General features: G+C 62.5%; 14 protein-coding genes. 12 read left to right on the plus strand and 2 right to left on the minus strand.

All coding sequences use genetic code 11. The features are described 5' to 3' along the window. Positions 1 to 170 precede the first annotated feature (170 nt). Positions 171 to 1241 (plus strand): 3-deoxy-7-phosphoheptulonate synthase, encoded by a 1071-nt coding sequence (locus J3P92_RS15100; RefSeq protein WP_434648029.1) that lies wholly within the window; start codon positions 171 to 173, stop codon positions 1239 to 1241. A gap of 73 nt (positions 1242 to 1314) precedes the next feature. Here J3P92_RS15100 and J3P92_RS15105 read toward each other — a convergent pair whose 3' ends face one another. After that, positions 1315 to 2367 (minus strand): hypothetical protein, encoded by a 1053-nt coding sequence (locus J3P92_RS15105; RefSeq protein ID WP_434648030.1) that lies wholly within the window; start codon positions 2365 to 2367, stop codon positions 1315 to 1317. Between the two features lie 324 nt (positions 2368 to 2691). On the opposite strand from J3P92_RS15105, the gene J3P92_RS15110 reads away from it, so the two are divergent. From J3P92_RS15110 to J3P92_RS15155, 10 genes are all read left to right on the plus strand, one after another. Beyond that, a complete protein-coding gene (locus J3P92_RS15110; RefSeq protein WP_434648033.1) occupies positions 2692 to 3576 on the plus strand; it encodes an esterase/lipase family protein in 885 nt (294 codons plus the stop codon). Positions 3577 to 3649: 73 nt separating this feature from the next. After that, a complete protein-coding gene (locus J3P92_RS15115) occupies positions 3650 to 3931 on the plus strand; it encodes a peptidylprolyl isomerase (RefSeq protein ID WP_042610373.1) in 282 nt (93 codons plus the stop codon). A gap of 129 nt (positions 3932 to 4060) precedes the next feature. Beyond that, the gene (locus tag J3P92_RS15120; RefSeq protein WP_434648036.1) at positions 4061 to 5929 is read left to right on the plus strand and encodes an extracellular solute-binding protein; all 1869 of its coding nucleotides are present in this window, start codon (positions 4061 to 4063) and stop codon (positions 5927 to 5929) included. After that, positions 5929 to 6987 carry a microcin C ABC transporter permease YejB gene (locus J3P92_RS15125; RefSeq protein WP_434559485.1) on the plus strand — a complete coding sequence of 353 codons (1059 nt, stop codon included), beginning with the start codon at positions 5929 to 5931 and terminating at the stop codon, positions 6985 to 6987. The genes J3P92_RS15120 and J3P92_RS15125 overlap by 1 nt, the downstream gene beginning before the upstream one ends. Beyond that, positions 6987 to 8009: an ABC transporter permease gene (locus J3P92_RS15130; protein ID WP_434559487.1), complete on the plus strand. Its 1023-nt coding sequence runs from the start codon at positions 6987 to 6989 to the stop codon at positions 8007 to 8009. The genes J3P92_RS15125 and J3P92_RS15130 overlap by 1 nt, the downstream gene beginning before the upstream one ends. 13 nt (positions 8010 to 8022) lie before the next feature. Next, the gene (locus J3P92_RS15135) at positions 8023 to 9603 is read left to right on the plus strand and encodes an ABC transporter ATP-binding protein (protein WP_434648039.1); all 1581 of its coding nucleotides are present in this window, start codon (positions 8023 to 8025) and stop codon (positions 9601 to 9603) included. 144 nt (positions 9604 to 9747) lie between these two features. Next, complete coding sequence (locus tag J3P92_RS15140; RefSeq protein ID WP_420763553.1) at positions 9748 to 11163, plus strand: sigma-54 interaction domain-containing protein; 1416 nt, start codon at positions 9748 to 9750, stop codon at positions 11161 to 11163. 301 nt (positions 11164 to 11464) lie between these two features. Beyond that, complete coding sequence (locus J3P92_RS15145; protein WP_420763552.1) at positions 11465 to 12856, plus strand: GntP family permease; 1392 nt, start codon at positions 11465 to 11467, stop codon at positions 12854 to 12856. 7 nt (positions 12857 to 12863) lie between these two features. Then, positions 12864 to 13640, plus strand: coding sequence for a 3-hydroxybutyrate dehydrogenase (hbdH, locus tag J3P92_RS15150; protein ID WP_434648041.1), 777 nt, complete (start codon positions 12864 to 12866; stop codon positions 13638 to 13640). 161 nt (positions 13641 to 13801) lie between these two features. Further along, positions 13802 to 15757 carry an acetoacetate--CoA ligase gene (locus tag J3P92_RS15155; protein ID WP_420763550.1) on the plus strand — a complete coding sequence of 652 codons (1956 nt, stop codon included), beginning with the start codon at positions 13802 to 13804 and terminating at the stop codon, positions 15755 to 15757. Between the two features lie 133 nt (positions 15758 to 15890). Here J3P92_RS15155 and J3P92_RS15160 read toward each other — a convergent pair whose 3' ends face one another. After that, positions 15891 to 17009: a PilT/PilU family type 4a pilus ATPase gene (locus tag J3P92_RS15160; protein WP_420763549.1), complete on the minus strand. Its 1119-nt coding sequence runs from the start codon at positions 17007 to 17009 to the stop codon at positions 15891 to 15893. Between the two features lie 133 nt (positions 17010 to 17142). Here J3P92_RS15160 and J3P92_RS15165 point away from each other — a divergent pair, with 133 nt between their 5' ends. Then, positions 17143 to 19680: a PAS domain S-box protein gene (locus J3P92_RS15165; RefSeq protein ID WP_434559493.1), complete on the plus strand. Its 2538-nt coding sequence runs from the start codon at positions 17143 to 17145 to the stop codon at positions 19678 to 19680. The last annotated feature ends 3 nt before the right edge of the window (positions 19681 to 19683 follow it).

Below are 19683 nucleotides of genomic sequence, written 5' to 3' on the forward strand. Positions count from 1 at the left end.
ACAGTTTTTCCGCCTGGCGATTTACCAGCCACCGCTCGGGACAGCCTGCCGCCTCCGATCGGTCACCTATCGGTGGCATGCCAACGTTGCGGGCCATTACGGCCAATTGTCGAACACCCAACTAGGGCCGGCGCGGGAACGAACCCGCTGCTCGCCCGGGAAGCCAGATCATGAATTCGTCCGTCTCCGCTTTGCCGCTGTCCACGCTCAGCCCTGCCAATGAAACCCTGACCCTGCGCCTGCCAAGCGCGTTGCAACTCAAGCAACAACTGCCGCTAGACAGCGTATTGAGCCAACAAGTTGGCGCCCATCGCCAGGCCATCCGCGCCATCCTCGACGGCGAGGATTCCCGCCTGCTGGTCATCGTCGGCCCCTGCTCCATCCACGACCCGCAATCCGCGCTCGAATACGCCGCCAACCTGGCTCGCCTTGCCCGGGAAGTCAGCGACAGCATGCTGTTGGTGATGCGCGCCTACGTGGAAAAGCCCCGCACCACCGTGGGCTGGAAAGGCCTGGCCTACGACCCCCATCTCGATGGCAGCGACGACATGGCCACCGGCCTCGAGCTGTCGCGGGAGTTGATGCGTGAGATGCTCCGACTCGGCCTGCCCGTGGCCACCGAGCTGTTGCAGCCGATGGCCGCCGGTTACTTCGACGACCTGCTTAGCTGGGTCGCCATTGGCGCGCGCACCACTGAATCGCAGATTCACCGGGAAATGGCCAGCGGTCTGGGCATGCCGGTCGGTTTCAAGAACGGCACCGACGGCGGGGTTGGCATCGCCTGCGATGCCATGCGCTCCGCGGCGCACCCCCATCGACATTTCGGCGTCGACAGCCAAGGGCATCCGGCGATCATCCAGACCCAAGGCAACCCTGATACGCACCTGGTCCTGCGCGGCGGCCACCGCGGCCCGAACTACGATTGCCAAAGCGTGGCGCAGATTCACGCCGACCTCGCCCGCCTCAACATCCCGGCCCGCATCCTGGTTGATTGCAGCCACGCCAACAGTGGCAAGGATCCGCTGCGCCAGCCCCATGCGTTCGAGGACGTGCTACAACAGCGCTTGCAAGGCAACAAGGCCCTGATCGGCATGATGCTCGAAAGCCACCTCTTCGAAGGCTGCCAACCGTTGGGGCCGGCGATGCGCTACGGCGTGTCGGTGACCGATGGATGCCTTGGCTGGGAGTCCACCGAGCAGTTGCTGCGCCAGGCTCATCGCAGGTTGCGATTGGGCGTCTGAGTTTCGGACCCGTTCATGCCGTGGCGCGGGAGCTGGCTCCCTCGCCACGGTTTTTTTCATTGCGGATCCTTCGTTACGGCCTGGCGCGAACTTCAATGGTGATCTCCGGCGAGCGCTGGCTTACATCATCCAGACGCTCAACCTGATAGAACAGGCGGACCGATTGGCCGCCCTGCTCCTGCCAATAGGCAATCGGCACCGTGAAGACAACTGGCTTGCCGGCCGTGGCCTCGGTGATTTCCCGCTCCTGGGCATCCGAGTAGCTGCCGTCGCATTGCAACCAGACCCGTTCGCCCGCCTCCAGCCCTACGCCGTCGATCACCACCGTCGCTGCGCCATGGAGCCCGTCGACATCCAGCTCACCCTCCATCAACTCCAATACCCTCGGCGCGACCAGCGCTGGGCGTACCAGAGGACCGATCCAGACGGACAGCGGCTCGGCTCGACGTATCGAATGTCCGCGCCTGACGACATAAGCCACGGTCAACGAGTGCCCGATATGGGAAGCGATGTCTCCATGATCGATCCAGAACGATACTTTTTCGCCCACTGCATGAGCCTCTATGTCCAGCACATCCCGCCACAATGGCTTGGAATCGCGGCTGGCCAGAAGGATCAGTCGATCACCGGCCGCCATTCGCGAATAAGGCCGCACGGTCATCGTCGTGCCTTCAGGCACCCGCCCCGGATCAAGGTGCCCACCCACCGCATCATTGGCGATGGGTGGCAGCAGCAGCGGCGCCACGTCGCCAATTTGCAACTGAAGGGCCTGTGAGGCCAATTCGGTCGGCAACTGCTTGCCAATGACCCGGTACGAAATTTCCAGCGAGCCGCCGTCGAGTTCGGCGATATGCGGTTCGCGTACAACAAAGACAAGCTCGCGCCCGACCTGCCGCTCCGTGACGAACCGGCGAATTTGATGGTGGTACTGCTCGCCTTCGTTATTGAGCCCGCGCCAATACAACATCAGCTCGTCGCCACAGGACATGAGCGGGTACGGCTTGACGGTGATGACGGCCTTGCTCCAGGCAGGGTCGATGATGCCTTCGCGGGCCCTCGCCAGCAAAGGCGCGGGCAGCTTTCGCGATGGAGGCCGACTTTTTCGTACAGTTGATTCATTGGTCATTTCCAGGCTCCAGTCCCTTGGAAAGGGGCACCGCTTCCATAGCGACACCGGATGAAACCATTAGAACTCTCCGGCCCGGGACGCGCAGCCAGACGAGGCGACAAGTTGCGTGGTCTCTCGCTCCTTGAGATGTGGCTTGAAGGGTAATCGGTTATCGGAAGCGTCCGAAACCGCAGGAGCCGCCTGGCTTTTGAGGAAAATTTCTCGCGCTTTCTATTCCTGTTTCCACAGCTAGTAACGGTTTGGTCCTACACCGCTCACTAACGGCCTGGATTAGAGTGGTGCCGCAAACTCAACATGAACCTCTTCGAAAAAGGTACGAACATGCAACGGAATGCAACCACCCGCTTTCCCATCCTTTTGGTACATGGTTTGTTCGGGTTCGACAGGGTCGGCCCGCTCGAACTTTTTCACGACGTCAGACAGGCGTTGTGCAATGCCGGCGCCCGAGTATTCGTCCCGTACGTGTCGGCCACCCACTCCAACGAAGCGCGCGGCGAACAGTTGCTGGCTCAGATGGACCGGGTTCTCGAAGGAACCGGGGCCACGAAGGTCAACCTTATCGGCCACGGGCAGGGCGCGTTGGCCGCTCGTTATGCCGCCGCCCTGGCGCCCGGCAGTGTCGCCTCGGTCACCTCCGTCAGCGGCCCCAACCAAGGGTCGGAACTCGCTGATTTCCTGCGCAAGGCCCTCACGCCTGGTCGTTTGCCGGAACACGTGGCGAACCGGGTCGCCACGCTTTTCGCCGATTTCATTTCACTGCTCAGTGGCCAGGCACAGCTTCCGCAAAACGCTATTGCAGCGCTGGGGGCGCTGACTACCGAAGGCGTAGGCGCATTCAATGACAGGTATCCGCAAGGCTTGCCCCGACATTGGGGCGGCAACGGGCCGCAATTGGTTAACGGCGTGCGGTATTACTCTTGGAGTGGCACGGTGCAGGAAACCGCGAAACAAGCCGGCAATAGCGCGCCCGATCCGTTGCATGACTTCTGCCGCGCTTTTTCCGAATATTTCACCACCGAGGCGGGACAGAACGATGGCATCGTCGGACGCTTCAGCTCCCACCTGGGCAAGGTGATCCGCTCCGACTACCCAATGGATCACTTGGACACCCTCAACCAGGGCGCTGACGGAGGCTGGCGCAAGGGAAACGATCCGATGGAGCTCTACGTGAAACATGCAGAACGCTTGCGGATCGTCGGACTCTGACGCAATTTTGGCAACAACCGCGGACTGATTCCGGTAGGCTGGGCGCTTTACGACACTGAAAGGAAGTACCTCCATGGCCAAAGCCACTGCCCGCCACATCCTGGTTTCCAGCGAAGACAAGTGCAACGAACTCAAGGCCCAGATTGAAGCTGGCGCTGATTTCGCTGAAGTCGCCAAAACCAACTCCACATGCCCATCCAGCCGTCAGGGCGGCGACCTGGGCTCGTTCGGCCCGGGCCAGATGGTCAAGGAGTTCGACACCGTGGTGTTCAGCGCTCCGATCAATGTGGTTCAAGGCCCGGTCAAGACCCAGTTCGGCTATCACCTGCTGGAAGTAACCAGCCGCCAGGACTGATTTCGGTTTATCGACACGACGGTCCGCCTTAGGGCGGGCTGTCATGCTTGAGCCATGCGAAGGGCTGGCGATCAGCGCGTCCCTCGCGTACAAATCGCACTCATCGATCACCCGGCTTTAAGGCTGACAATGCGACTGGCTTTTCCCTCCTGGCTGTTCACTGCCGTGGTCCTGCTGACGGGCGCCGCAGGCGTGAATGCCGCCCCCCAACATGCCCTGACCGTTTATGGCGAACCGGCCAAGTACGCCGAAGGCTTCGCCCATTTTGCCTACGCCAATCCCCAGGCCCCCAAGGGCGGGACGATGCGCCGCTCGGCCGTGGAGATCGGCCATTTCGACCATGTGCTGCCTTATATCGACAAAGGCATCGGCGTCAGCCAGGTCGACGGCATGCTCTATTCGCCGCTGGCCCAACGCTCCCTGGACGAACCCTATACCGTCTACGGCCTTGTCGCCGAAAAAATGGAACGCGCCGAAGATGGCCTGTCCCTGCGCTTCTACCTCAATCCCAAGGCGCGTTTCGCCGATGGCAAGCCCATCACCGCGCAAGACGTGCGCTACAGCTTCGACCTGCTGATGACCCAGGGCAGCCTGCGCTATCGCACGCAGTTCGCCGCCGTCAAAGGTGTCGAGGTGGAATCGGAACGAACCGTTCGCTTCGACTTCAAGAATAACGAAAGCCGCACCCTGCCCCTGGACATCGCCACCTTGCCGGTTTTTCCCGAGCACTGGTGGAAGAGTCGCGACTTCGCCAACGGCGGCGGTTACGAGGCGCCCCTGGGCAGCGGACCGTACAGGGTGAGCAAGGTCGACTCGGGCCGCAGCATCACCTTCGAGCGCAACGCCGACTGGTGGGGCAAGGACCTGCCGGTCAGCCGCGGGCTCTACAACTTCGACCACTTCAGTATCGAATACTTCGGCGACACCGACGTGGCCCGGCAGGTCTTGCGTGGCGGCGCCTACGATTACAACCGCGAGTTCTCCGCCACGGGCTTTTCCATCGGCTACGACAGCCCGGCCCTGCGCGACGGTCGGCTGCAAAAAGCCCACCTTGCCACCGAGGCGCCCCAGCCGGCCCAGGGTTTTGTGTTCAATCTGCAACGGCCACAATTCCAGGACCGCCGCGTACGCCAGGCGCTGGCCATGCTCTGGGACTTCGAGTGGAGCAATCGCCAGATGATGCGCAACCTCTACGTGCGCCAGCAGAGCTTTTTTTCCAACACCGACCTCGCCGCCCGGGAGCTCCCCGACGCGGGGGAACTGGCGATTCTCGAACCGCTGCGCGGCAAAGTACCGCAAGAGGTGTTCACCCAGGTGTTCCAAGCGCCGAAGACCGACGGCAGCGGGGTCATCCGCGACAAGCAATTGCAGGCCCTGGCGCTATTGGAACAGGCCGGCTGGAAACCTGAAGGCGACCGCCTGGTCAATGCCGAAGGCGAGCCACTGAGCTTCACGTTCCTGGTCACGCAAAACGGAATAGACCGCCTGTTGTTGCCTTACAAGCGCACCCTCGCACAGATCGGCGTCGACATGCACATCCGGCGCATCGACTCGTCCCAGTACGTCAATCGCCTGATGAGCCGCGACTACGACATGATCATTACCGGCTACCCGGTCAGCACTTCGCCGGGCACGGAGCTTTACAATTATTTCGGCTCGGCGGCGGCCAACGACCCGGGAGCCAACAACTACATGGCCTTGCAGAATCCTGCCGTGGACGCCCTCATCGATGGCCTGGTCAAAGCCAGCACCCAGGACGACATGCTCCGCCATGCCCATGCGCTGGACCGGGTGCTGCAATGGAACTACTACTGGATTCCCAACTATTACCCGCCAGGCAGCTCGACGGTCTGGTGGAATCGCTTCGGCATGCCGAAAGTCCAGGCGAGCAATGACGAAGCCATCGAGAGCTGGTGGGAAGTCAGCACCACGCCACTGACCAACGAACAGATGACCGCCGAACGCATCAAGCGTGGCTCGCCTGGAGGGCATCACTGATGTGGGCTTACATTGCGCGGCGCTTGCTGCTGATCATTCCCACGCTGGTGATCATCCTGCTGGTGAACTTCGTGATCGTCCAGGCCGCGCCAGGCGGGCCGGTGGAGCAGGCGATCGCTCACCTGCAGGGCATTGGCGGCGCCAGCGTCGGCAGCTCGGGCAATGCCATGACCGGTAGCTCCCGCGCCAGCCGAGGCCTGGATCCGCAATTGATCAAGGACATCGAAAAACAGTACGGCTTCGACAAGCCCGCCCATGAACGCTTGTGGCTGATGCTCACCAGCTACGCCCGCCTGGACTTCGGCAAAAGCTTCTTCCGCGGTGCCACGGTCACCGACCTGATTCTGGAAAAAATGCCGGTGACCATCTCCCTCGGGCTCTGGGCGACGCTGATCACCTACCTCGTGTCGATTCCCCTGGGTATTCGCAAGGCGGTACACCACGGTTCGGCATTCGATGTCTGGAGCAGCACCGCAATCATTATCGGCTACGCCATGCCGGCGTTCCTGTTCGCGATGTTCCTGATCGTGATCTTCGCTGGCGGCACCTCGCTCAATTGGTTCCCGGTGCGCGGGCTCGTCTCGGACAACTTCGAGTCCCTTTCGACGCTGGGCAAGGTCGCCGACTATTTCTGGCACCTGGTGCTACCCGTCACGTCGTTGGTCATCGGCGGCTTCGCTACCCTGACGATCCTGACCAAGAACTCGTTCCTCAACGAAATCACCCGCCAATACGTGGTCACGGCGCGAGCCAAGGGGATGAGTGAACGACGCGTGCTGTATGGACACGTGTTTCGCAATGCGATGCTGCTGGTGGTGTCGGGCATTCCCCAGGCGTTCATCAGCGTGTTCTTCGCCGGTTCTTTGCTGATCGAGGTGATCTTCTCCCTCGACGGCCTGGGACGCATGAGCTATGAGGCCGCCGTGTCCCGGGACTATCCAGTGGTGTTCGGCTCGCTGTTTATCTTCACGTTGTTCGGCCTGCTGATCAAACTCATAGGCGATCTTTGCTACACCCTGGTGGACCCGCGCATCGACTTCGCCGCGAGGAACGCCTGATGTTCAAGTTATCGCCCCTGGGGCGGCGGCGTTTCGAACGTTTCAGGAAAAACCGTCGCGGCTGGTGGTCGCTGTGGCTGTTCATCGGGCTTTTCGTCTTGACCCTGGGTGGGGAATTGATCGCCAATGACAAGCCCTTGGTGGTGAGCTACCAAGGCTCGTTGTATTTCCCGGTGTTCAAGCGCTACACCGAACAGCAGTTCGGCGGTCAATTGCCGTTCCAGGCTGACTATCGCAGCAGCTATGTGCAGGACCTGATTCACCAGGGCAACGGCTGGCTGCTGTTTCCGCCTATTCCTTTCAGCGACGACACGCCCAACTATGACCTTGAGCGGCCGGCCCCAAGCCCGCCGTCGAGGGTGAACTGGCTGGGCACCGACGACCAGGCACGGGACGTGATGGCGCGGGTCATATTCGGCGCGCGGGTGTCGATCCTGTTCGCCCTGGCGCTGACCGCCATCAGCGCGCTGATCGGCATCGCCGCCGGTGCCCTGCAAGGTTACTACGGCGGCTGGGTGGACCTGCTGGGGCAACGCCTGCTGGAAGTCTGGTCCGGTTTGCCGGTGCTTTACCTGCTGATCATCCTGTCGGGTTTCGTCGAGCCTAACTTCTGGTGGCTGCTGGGTATCATGGCGCTGTTCTCCTGGCTCGCGCTGGTGGACGTGGTGCGTGCCGAATTCCTGCGCGGGCGCAACCTCGAATACGTGAAAGCCGCGCGGGCGCTGGGCCTGACCGACCGCAAGGTCATCGTGCGGCACATACTGCCCAATGCCATGAACGCCACCCTGAGCTACCTGCCGTTCATTCTCACCGGGGCGATCTCCACCCTGACAGCGCTGGATTTCCTGGGATTCGGCATGCCGGCCGGCAGCGCATCCCTGGGTGAGCTGATCGCGCAGGGCAAGCAGAACCTGCAAGCGCCTTGGCTGGGGCTGACGGCGTTTTTTACTTTGGCGCTGATTCTTTCTCTGTTGGTGTTTATCGGCGAAGCGTTGCGAGACGCGTTCGACCCTCGGTCATGAGCGGAACCTTTAGATGAGCGAAAACCTGATCGAAATCCGTGACCTGAGCGTGGCCTTCAACGGCCAGACGGTGGTGCGCAACCTGTGCCTGGATATCCGCCAAGGCGAATGCCTGGCGCTGGTGGGCGAGTCGGGCTCCGGCAAGTCGGTGACGGCCCATTCCATCCTGCAACTGCTGCCAGAAACCGGCACGCGCACCACCGGCAGCATTTGCTATCGCGGCGAAGAACTGGTGGGTGCCGAGGCCAAGACGCTACGGGAACTGCGCGGCAATCGGATCGCAATGATCTTCCAGGAGCCGATGACTTCGCTGAATCCGCTGCACAGCGTCGAAAAGCAGATCGGCGAAACACTGATGCTGCATCGCGGCCTGGGCGGCAAGGCCGCGCGCCAGCGCATCCTGGAATTGCTGGCCCTGGTCGGCATCCAGAAACCCGCCGAACGACTCAAGGCCTATCCGCACCAGCTATCGGGCGGCCAGCGCCAGCGCGTCATGATCGCCATGGCCCTGGCCTGCGAGCCGGAGCTTCTGATCGCCGACGAACCGACCACCGCCCTGGACGTAACGGTGCAGCGCAAGATCCTGCTGCTGCTCAAATCGTTGCAGCAGCGCCTGGGCATGTCCCTGCTGCTGATCAGCCACGACCTCAACCTGGTGCGCAGCATCGCGCAGCGGGTGTGCGTGATGAAGGCCGGGGAGATTGTCGAGCAGGCACCCTGTGAAACCTTGTTCAGCACCCCCCGCCACCCTTATAGCTGCGAATTGCTGAACGCCGAACCGGAGGGTGAAGCGCTGCCCCGGGACGAACGCGAAGACGTCCTGCAAGTGCAGGAACTGCGCGTCAGCTTTCCCCTCGGTGGCGGATTGTTCCGGCGCAAGCAGTACCTGCAAGCCGTGGACGGCATCAGCCTGAATATCCAGCGTGGCAAGACCCTGGGCATCGTCGGCGAATCCGGTTCCGGCAAATCCACCCTCGGCCAGGCCATCCTGCGGCTGATAGAGTCCGAAGGCAGCATTCGCTTCCAGGGCCAGGCGCTTGATCATCTGTCGCATAAAGAGCTTCGGCCATGGCGCAAGCAGATGCAGATCGTCTTCCAGGACCCGTTCGGCAGCCTCAGCCCGCGAATGTCAGTGCAACAGATCATCAGTGAAGGCCTGGAGGTCCACAGCCGGTCCAGTGCCGAGCAATGCGAAGCCCAGGTGATCCAGGCGCTCAAGGAGGTCGGCCTCGACCCGCAGAGCCGGCATCGCTACCCCCACGAGTTTTCCGGTGGGCAGCGCCAACGCATCGCCATTGCCCGGGCATTGGTGCTCAAGGCCGCCCTGATCCTGCTTGACGAACCTACGTCCGCCCTCGACCGCACCGTGCAAAAGCAGGTGGTCGCCCTGCTCCGCCAGCTCCAGGAAAAATACGGCCTGACCTACCTGTTCATCAGTCACGACCTGGCGGTGGTCCGCGCCCTGGCCCACGACATGATCGTGATCAAGGACGGCAAGGTGGTCGAGCAAGGCCCCAGCCATGATGTGTTCGATTCACCCCAGCACCCGTATACCAAGGAGTTGTTGGCGGCGGCGCATCCAGAGTGGGCATAATGCGGCGCATGGCGTAGCTTCGTGTCGCGCCCATCGCGAGCAAGCTCGCTCCCACATTGGCCGGTGTTGCACTGAAGGCCAAATGTGGGGGCGAGCTTGCTCGCGATGGGGGCCTGACAAGCAACACACAACCCGGATCCGATCATGAACTCCACCGAAAGCCTCAAGGATTACAAGCGCGTGCGTACGCTGGCGATCCGCTCGTTGTTCGAAATCATCGAGCAGTCCAGCGAAGGCACGGTGATCGTCGACCGCGATGCAAACATCGTCTGGATGAACGAGCGCTACGCTCGTCGCTTCGGCCTGAATTCGGCGCAAGAGGCCATCGGCCGGGCTTGCGAAAGCGTCATTCCGGGCAGCTTGTTGCGAGAGGTGGTGCGTACCGGGCGGCCGATCCTGCTGGACATGCAGGACACGCCCAAGGAACCGCTGGTGGTGATGCGCCTGCCGATCCATGACAGCGCCGGCGCGGTGATCGGCGCCATCGGTTTTGCCCTGTTCGACGAGTTGCGCAGCCTGTCGCCGATGCTCAAACGCTACCTGAGCATGCAGGAAGAACTGGCCTCTACCCGCTCGCTGTTGCGGGCACGGCAGACCAAGTACAACTTTGCCCATTTCATCGGCACCAGCGCTGCGGGACTCGAGGTCAAACGCCGTGCCCGACGCAGCGCCAGCACCGACTCCCCGGTATTGCTCCTCGGCGAAACCGGCACCGGCAAGGAGCTTCTGGCCCAGGCGATTCACGGTGCTTCGCCGCGTGCGCACAAGGCGTTTGTCAGCATCAACAGCGCCGCCATCCCCGAATCCTTGCTGGAAGCCGAATTCTTCGGCACCGCGCCAGGCGCCTTCACCGGTGCCGACCGCAAGGGCCGCGCCGGCAAGCTGCAAATCGCCCAGGGCGGCACATTGTTCCTCGACGAAATCGGCGATATGCCGCTGCCCTTGCAAAGCAAACTGCTGCGCGTGTTGCAGGAAAAGGAATACGAACCGGTCGGCTCCAACGAAGTACTGCAAAGCGATGTTCGGGTGATTGCCGCGACCTCCACCAACCTGGAGGCGGCGATCCAGCGTGGCGAATTCCGGGCGGATCTGTATTACCGCCTCAATGTGCTGCCCATCCAGGTCCCGCCGCTGCGCGAACGCCTGGATGACCTGCCGGCCCTGAGCGAGGCGATCCTCGAAGAATTGCGCAGCCAGCACGAACTGAATCCCGACGCCCTCGACCTGCTGGGCCAGCACGCCTGGCCGGGCAACATCCGGGAGTTGCGCAACGTGCTGGAACGGGCCGCGCTGCTCAGCGACGACCTGATGCTCACCGCCGCCGACATTCGTGCGGCCATCGGTACTTTCACGCCGGTGGTACGCGCGGCGAGTCCGAGCCTCGAGCCGTTGCCCCAGGAAACCTTCAGCCAGGCCCGGGCCCGATTCGATCGACATTTGATCGAGACCACCCTCGCGCAATGCGGTGGGCGGGTGATTGAGGCAGCCGAGCGGTTGGGACTGGGGCGGTCGACGCTTTACAAGAAAATGGTGGCGCTGGGGATTGCTGAGTCTCAATAAAGAGACTCAATTCTCCTTATTTAGACATATGGATTGGAGCGCTTCGCGCTCATCGCGAGCAGGCTCGCTCCCACAGGAACGGGCGTTCTCCCTGCCATCCTAGTTCACCTGTGGAGCGAGCCTGCTCGCGATGAGGCCAGTAATCCCAACAAAAATCTCAAAACAGAGACGCACTTTCCAAGCTCACGTCGCCCACCTCAATATATTCCTTACATTTCAATAAGTTAAACAACTGGCACAAAACTCGCTATAGCCCTCCCCACCGCATCACCCACAAAAATAACAATCCAGGAGACACACCATGAGTGTGATCATTGCCTTGGCAGCCCTCACGCTGCTGATGGTTGCCGCCTACCGTGGCTACAGCGTCATTCTTTTTGCCCCCATCGCCGCCCTCGGCGCGGTGTTGCTCACCGATCCGTCCGCCGTTGCCCCAGCCTTCACCGGGGTGTTCATGGACAAGATGGTCGGCTTCATCAAACTCTACTTCCCGGTGTTCCTGCTCGGCGCCGTGTTCGGCAAGCTGATCGAGCTGTCGGGGTTTTCCCGCTCCATCGTCGCGGCGGCGATTCGCCTGCTGGGCACGCGCCAGGCCATGCTGGTGATCGTGCTGGTGTGCGCGCTGCTCACCTATGGCGGCGTGTCGCTGTTCGTCGTGGTCTTTGCGGTTTATCCGTTCGCGGCCGAGATGTTCCGCCAGAGCAACATTCCCAAGCGGCTGATCCCGGCCACCATCGCCCTCGGCGCTTTTTCGTTCACGATGGACGCCCTGCCCGGCACGCCACAGATCCAGAACATCATCCCCAGCACCTTCTTCAATACCACTGCCTGGGCAGCGCCGTGGCTGGGCGTGATCGGTACGATATTCGTGTTCAGCTTCGGCATGCTGTTCTTGCAGCGCCAACGCAACAAGGCCCAGCGCACGGGCGAAGGCTACGGTACCGAGCTGCGCAACGAGCCGGAAACCGCCGAAGACATCAAGCTGCCCAACCCCTGGATCGCCGTTTCGCCATTGCTGGCGGTAGGGGTCATGAACCTGCTGTTCACCCAGTGGATCCCACAGTGGTACGGCAAGACCCATAGCCTGGCCCTGCCGGGCATGGCAGCGCCGGTGACCAGCGACATCGCCAAGCTCACGGCGATCTGGGCCGTGCAAGCGGCCTTGCTGGTGGGCATCGTCATGGTGCTGTTGTTCGGCTTCCGAGCCATTCGCAGCAAGCTGGCCGAAGGCAGCAAGAGCGCGGTGGGCGGCGCGTTGCTCGCGGCCATGAACACCGCGTCGGAATACGGTTTCGGTGCGGTGATCGCCTCCCTGCCGGGCTTCCTGGTGCTCGCCGACTGGCTCAAGAACATCCCCAATCCGCTGGTCAACGAAGCCGTGACCGTGACGCTGCTGGCGGGCATCACCGGGTCCGCGTCGGGTGGCATGAGCATCGCCCTGGCGGCGATGTCGCAAACCTTCATCAGCGCCGCCAACGCCGCCAACATTCCACTGGAAGTGCTGCACCGGGTAGCGGCCATGGCCAGCGGCGGCATGGACACCCTGCCCCACAACGGCGCGGTCATCACCTTGCTGGCGGTCACGGGCCTGACCCACCGTGAAGCCTACAAAGACATTTTCTGTATTACGCTGATCAAGACCCTCGCGGTGTTCTTCGTGATCGGTGTGTTCTACGCCACTGGCATTGTGTGAGGTTCCCATGACAACCACCCTTTCGGGCAAGACGGCCCTGGTCACCGGCTCCACCAGCGGCATCGGCCTGGGCATCGCCCTGAGCCTGGCCAAGGCCGGCGCCAACCTGATCCTCAACGGCTTTGGCGATGCGTCTGCGGTAACCGCCGAAGTCGCGCAATACGGCGTCAAGGTCGGCCATCATCCGGCCGACGTCAGCGACCCCGCGCAGATCGCCGACATGCTCGCCTACGCCGAGCGCGAATTCGGCGGCGTCGACATCCTGGTGAACAATGCCGGCATCCAGCACGTGGCGGCCGTGGAGGATTTCCCGGTGGAGCGCTGGGATTCGATCATTGCGATCAACCTGTCCTCGGTGTTCCACGCCACCCGCCTGAGCCTTCCGGGCATGCGCGCCAAGGGCTGGGGACGGATCGTCAACATTGCCTCGGTGCATGGACAGGTCGGTTCAGTGGGCAAGGCGGCGTACGTCGCGGCCAAGCACGGGGTGATCGGGTTGACCAAGGTAGTGGGCCTGGAGACTGCCGCCAGCAACGTCACGTGCAACGCCATCTGCCCGGGCTGGGTCCTGACGCCGCTGGTGCAGAAGCAGATCGACGACCGCATCGCCACGGGTGTGGACCCGCAACAGGCCCAGCATGATCTGCTGGCCGAGAAGCAACCGTCCCTGGAGTTCGTGACCCCGCCGCAGTTGGGTGAGCTGGTGCTGTTCCTGTGCAGTGAAGCGGGCAGCCAGGTGCGGGGCGCGGCGTGGAATATTGATGGTGGGTGGTTGGCTCAATAACGCCGCGCCGTCGAGCTTTTGTGGCGAGGGGGCTTGCTCCCGCTCGGCTGCGCAGCAGGCGCCTCTTGGGCCCGCTTCGCAGGCCAGCGGGAGCAAGCTCCCTCGCCACATCCGGCGCCTTGTGCTGAACTATTTGTAAGCCCCAAAACAAGAGGCAAACCATGTCCGACATCCTTTGGCACCCCAGCCCCGAACGCATCGCCCAGTCGCGAATGGACGCCTTTCGCCGGTTCGTCAACGAACGGCACTCGCTGCAACTCAACGACTACCCAACCCTGCATGCCTGGAGCACCGACCACCGCGAAGCCTTCTGGCAGGCCATCGTCGACTTTTTCGAGATCCGCTTCCATCAAGCGCCTGGCGCGGTGCTCGACGAAGGCCCGCAGATGCCCAGTGCCCGCTGGTTCCCAGGGGCGACGCTGAATTTCGCCGAACACTTGCTGCGTCGCCGCGACAGCGCCGTGGCAGTGGTCGCACTCGATGAAAACGGCGGCGAAGAAACGCTGACCTGGGCCGATCTCGCCGCCCATGTCGCCGGCCTGCAAAAAAGCCTGCAAGGCGCTGGCGTGACCCAGGGCGATCGGGTCGCCGCTTGCATGCCCAACACCTGGCAGACGCTGGTGTGCATGCTCGCCACCACCAGCCTGGGCGCCATCTGGTCATGTTCATCGCCGGATTTCGGCACCCAGGGCGTCATCGACCGGTTCGGTCAGATAGAACCCAAGGTCCTGATCACCTGCGCCGGTTATCGCTACGCCGGGAAAACCATCGACCAGCGGCCCAAGGTCAACGAAATCCTCGAACGGCTACCGTCGCTGCAACAATTGATCGTACTGCCCTACGCCCAGCCCGACGCCCGCGTCGAAGATTTCAAGACCCCGGCCCGCGTGGCCCTGTGGGACGGTTTCTACCAATGCGGCGGCGAGCCGGTGTTCAACCCCGTGCCGTTCGATCACCCGCTGTACATTCTCTATTCCAGCGGCACCACCGGGGTGCCGAAGTGCATCGTCCACGGCACCGGTGGCGTGCTGCTGCAACATCTCAAGGAACATGGCCTGCACGTCGACCTGGGCCCCGAAGACCGGCTGTTCTACTACACCACCTGCGGCTGGATGATGTGGAATTGGCTGGTGTCGGCGCTGGCCGTGGGCAGCGCGGTTGTGCTCTATGACGGGTCGCCATTCCACCCCAGCCCGGAACGCCTGCTCGACCTGATCGACCGACAAGGCATCAGCGTATTCGGCACCAGCCCCAAATACCTGGCCGCCCTGGAAAGCCAAGGCATCAAGCCACGCCAGACCCACGACCTGGGCAGCCTGAGGACGATCCTGTCCACGGGATCAGCCTTGGCGCCCCACAGTTACGATTATGTCTACCGCGACTTCAAGGCCGATGTTTGCCTGGCCTCGATGTCCGGCGGCACTGACATCGTGTCGTGCTTCGTCAACGGCAATCCGCTGGCCCCCGTGCGTCGCGGCGAGATGCAAGGCAAGAGCTTGGGTATGGCGGTGCAGGTCTGGAACGAAGCCGGCGAAGCGGTGGTTGGCGAAAAAGGCGAACTGGTCTGCACCCGGCATTTCCCGGCGATGCCCATCGGGCTGTGGAATGATCCCCAGCGGGAGAAACTTCGCGCCTCCTATTTCAGCCAGTTCCCGGGCGTGTGGGCCCAGGGGGACTACGCCGAAGAGCTGCCCCACGGCGGCCTGCTGATCCACGGCCGCTCCGACGCGGTGCTCAACCCCGGTGGCGTGCGCATCGGCACGGCGGAAATCTATCGGCAGGTGGAAAAAGTCGAGGAAGTCCTGGACAGCGTCGCCATCGGCCAGCAATGGCAGGGTGATGTGCGGGTGGTGCTGTTTGTGCGCCTGCGAGAGGGCTTGGTGCTGGACGACGCCTTGGAGCAGAAGATCCGCCAGGTCATCCGCGCCAACACTACACCGCGCCACGTGCCGGCGAAAATCCTCGCGGTCAACGATATCCCACGCACCATCAGCGGCAAGGTGGTGGAACTGGCGGTGCGCAACGTGGTGCATGGCGAGGCGGTAAAGAACACCGATGCACTGGCCAATCCCGAGGCGCTGGAGCAGTTTCGTGGGCGGGTGGAGCTTGCGACCTGATCTGAATGTTTTGCTGGGCTTGAGGGCCTCATCGCGAGCAAGCTCGCTTCCACAGGGGACTGTTTGCACCCAAATCCCTTGTGGTAGCGAGCCCGCTCGCGATGAACGATAACGCGGTCGCACTACAAACCGATCAGTCCATGAGCCCCCATTCCCCGCCCGCCGACGGCTCAGCCGGTGGCGCCGCTCCCGATTCGGCATGGAGCTTGAGCCGCAAGCGCAGATTGTTCGCAGAGTCGGCGTTTTTCAACGCCTCTTCTTCATCGATCGCCCCTTCCACCACCAGGTTGAACAGCGCCTGGTCGAACGTTTGCATCCCCAGTTCCTCGGATTTTTCCATGATGCCCTTGAGCTCGCCCAGCTCGTTGCGACGGATCAGGTCGGCCACCGTGGGCGAGCCGAGCATCACCTCCACGGCCGCCCGCCGCTGGCCGGTGCGGGTGCGCACCAGCCGCTGGGAGACAAACGCCTTGAGGTTGTTGCCCAGATCCTGCAGCAGTTGCGGCCGGCGTTCTTCCGGGAAGAAATTGACCACCCGGTCCAGGGCCTGGTTGGCGTTGTGGGCATGCAGGGTGGAAATCACCAGATGGCCGGTGTCGGCGAAGGCCAAGGCGTGTTCCATGGTCTCGCGGTCGCGTATTTCGCCGATCAGCACTACGTCCGGCGCCTGGCGCAGGGTGTTCTTGAGAGCGGCGTGGAAGCTGCGGGTATCCACACCGACTTCTCGCTGGTTGACGATGGATTTCTTGTGCCGGTGAATATATTCCACCGGGTCCTCGATGGTGATGATATGGCCGCTGCTGTTGCGGTTGCGGTAGTCGATCAGCGCCGCCAGTGATGTGGATTTGCCCGAGCCGGTGGCGCCGACGAACAGCATGAGCCCTTGTTTGTGCATGATGGTTTCGAGCAGCACCTTGGGCAGCTTCAGGTCTTCGAAACGCGGGATATCCAGCTTGACGTTGCGTATGACCATGGACACGTCATTGCGCTGTTTGAAGATGTTGACGCGAAACCGTCCGACACCGGCCAGGGAGATCGCCAGGTTCATTTCCAATTCCCGATCGAACTCAAGGCGCTGTTCGGCGTCCATCAATGACTCGGCAAGCCCAGCGATGTCGCCAACCTTGAACGCCTGGTTGCTCAGTGGCTTGAGCACACCTTCGAAACGCGCGCAGGGCGGCGCGCCGGTGGACATGTAGAGGTCGGAGCCGTCCTGGCTTGCCAGGACTCGCAGTAAAGGATCAATTTCCATGACTATAAAAACTTCCGCGAACTTCAATGGACACGCTGACCCGAGCCAGAAAAACTTCAGATCAACCCGCGCTTACCTTCTTCAGAGGATAGTAGAAGCCGCAGCATCGACATGACATCCAGGGATTCCCGTGATGAATGCAGTACCTGCCAGCAGCGACACACAGCAGTTGATCGCCCGTCTGGACTGGACTTCCAGCCCGCTGGGCGCCCAAGAAACCTGGCCCCCGAGCCTGCGCACCGCCGTGGACATCGTGGTCCATTCGCCCATGCCGATGGCCGTGCTGTGGGGGCCGCAGTTGATCCATCTGTACAACGACGCCTATGCGCGATTGGTCGGCGACAAGCACCCCAGGGCGTTTGGCCAGCCAACCCACACGGCCTGGCCCGAACTTCGCAGCGAAACCGAAGGGGTTTATCGCAGCGTGTTGCAGGGCCGGGTGCGCACCTGCCGCGATCAACGTTGGCGCATGCCATTTGGCGGCCGCCTCTGCGATGTCTGGCTGGACCTGACCTACAGCCCGATCCATGACGAAAACGCCAGCGTCGCCGGAATTCTGATCACTGCCATCGAGACGGGCGAGCGGCGACGCCTGGCTCAGGAATTCGAACGGCGCTCCGAGGCCAGCCTCAAGGCCCAGCAGGAAAGCGAAGAACGCTTGCAACTGGCCTTGGCGGCCACCGATGCGTTGGGCACCTGGGACTGGGACATCGGCGAGGATCGCTTCATCGCCGACGCGCATTTTGCCCTCCTCCATGGCGTCGACCCGGCCCTGTCACGGCAATTGCCCATCAGCGCCTATCTCGAGGGCGTCCACCCGGAAGATCGGGCGATGGTTGCGCGCAGCATCAAGCACTGCATCACCCATGGCACCGAGTACGCCGAGGAGTATCGGCTGCAGCAGCCCCACGGCGAGCTGCGCTGGGTGTTCGTGCGTGGACGTTGCTACAAGGATCGCCATGGCCGGCCCAAGCGCTTTCTCGGCGCGGCGCTGGACCTGACCGAACGCAAGCGCACCGAACATGCCTTGCGCCAGAGCCAGACCGAGCTGCAACTGATCATCAACGCCATGCCGGTGCTGATCGGCTACGTCGACCGCGAGGAGCGTTTCCGGCTGAACAACAGTGCCTACCTGAATTGGTACGGGCTGACGCCGCAAGAGCTCTACGGCAAGACCATCCGTGAGGTCATCGGCGACGAGGCCTACGCCGCCCGAGCCGAACAGATCGCCGGCGCCCTGGTGGGCAAGCCGTGCAGTTTCACCGTAGAGTCGCCCCACCGCGACGGCCGGCCGCGCCATGCGTTGATCAACTACCTGCCACGCCGTGGCGCCGACGGATCGGTGAACGGTTTTTACATTTTTGTCATCGACGAAACCGAGCGCAAGAAAACCGAGGAAGCCCTGCGCCACCTCAACGAAACGCTGGAAGAAAGGGTGATCGCCCGCACCCAGCAGCTAGCCGAGGCCAACCATCGACTGCAAAGCGAGATGTTCGAACGCGAACGCGCCGAAGAAGCCCTGCGCCATGCGCAGAAGATGGAAGCCGTGGGCCAACTCACCGGCGGCATCGCCCATGACTTCAACAACATGCTCACTGGCATCCTCGGCAGCCTCGACTTGATGCAGCGCTACATCGCCTCCGGTCGTGCCGCCGAGATCGGCCGTTTTACCGAAGCTGCGATTTCATCGGCCAACCGCGCCGCCGCCCTGACCCACCGCCTGCTGGCTTTTTCCCGACGCCAGTCACTGGACCGCAAGCCTCTGGATGCCAATACGCTGGTTCGCTCGCTTGAAGACCTGCTGAGCCGCACCACCGGCGATCACATTGTGCTGCGACTGCAACTGGCCGGCGAGTTGTGGCCGGTCAGCACCGATGCCAGCCAATTGGAAAACGCCTTGCTCAACCTGGTCATCAACGCCCGGGACGCGATGCCCGATGGCGGCGAGTTGAACATCGAGACCGCCAACGTCTACCTCGACGGCAGCGACATCAGCACGCTGGAGCCGGTGAAGGCCGGCGATTACGTGATGATCGCCGTGCGCGACAACGGCAGCGGCATGACCCCCGCCGTGTTGGCAAAGGCCTTCGATCCGTTTTTCACTACCAAGCCCATCGGCCAGGGCACCGGCCTGGGGCTGTCGATGATTTATGGTTTCGCCCAGCAATCTGGCGGTCACCTGAGCCTGGACAGTGTCCCGGGCCAAGGTACGCGCGTGCAGTTGTACCTGCCGCGCCTGCACGTCGCGCCGGCGGAACAGGCAACGGCACCGACTACCACCGACGCTCCGCCCGCCATCGCCGGCGAAACGGTGTTGCTGGTGGAGGACGAACCGGCGGTGCGCATGCTGGTGCTCGACCTGCTCGCCACCCTGGGCTACACCGCCCTCGAAGCCGAGGACGCCAAGCGGGCGCTGGTATTGCTCGAATCCGAGCAACGCATCGATCTGCTGGTGACCGACGTCGGTCTGCCGGGCATGAACGGCCGCCAGCTGGCGGAAATCGCCCGTCAGCACCGGCCCGGCTTGAAGGTGCTGTTCATGACCGGCTATGCGCAGAAAGCCGCCGAACGCCAAGGTTTCCTGGATCAGGGCATGGACATGGTCGCCAAGCCGTTTACCCTGGACCTGTTGGCCAACAAGATTCGGACGATGATCAACCATGACCACTGACTT

This window comes from Pseudomonas sp. D3-27 (genome assembly GCF_051132165.1).
Taxonomy (GTDB): Bacteria; Pseudomonadota; Gammaproteobacteria; order Pseudomonadales; family Pseudomonadaceae; genus Aquipseudomonas.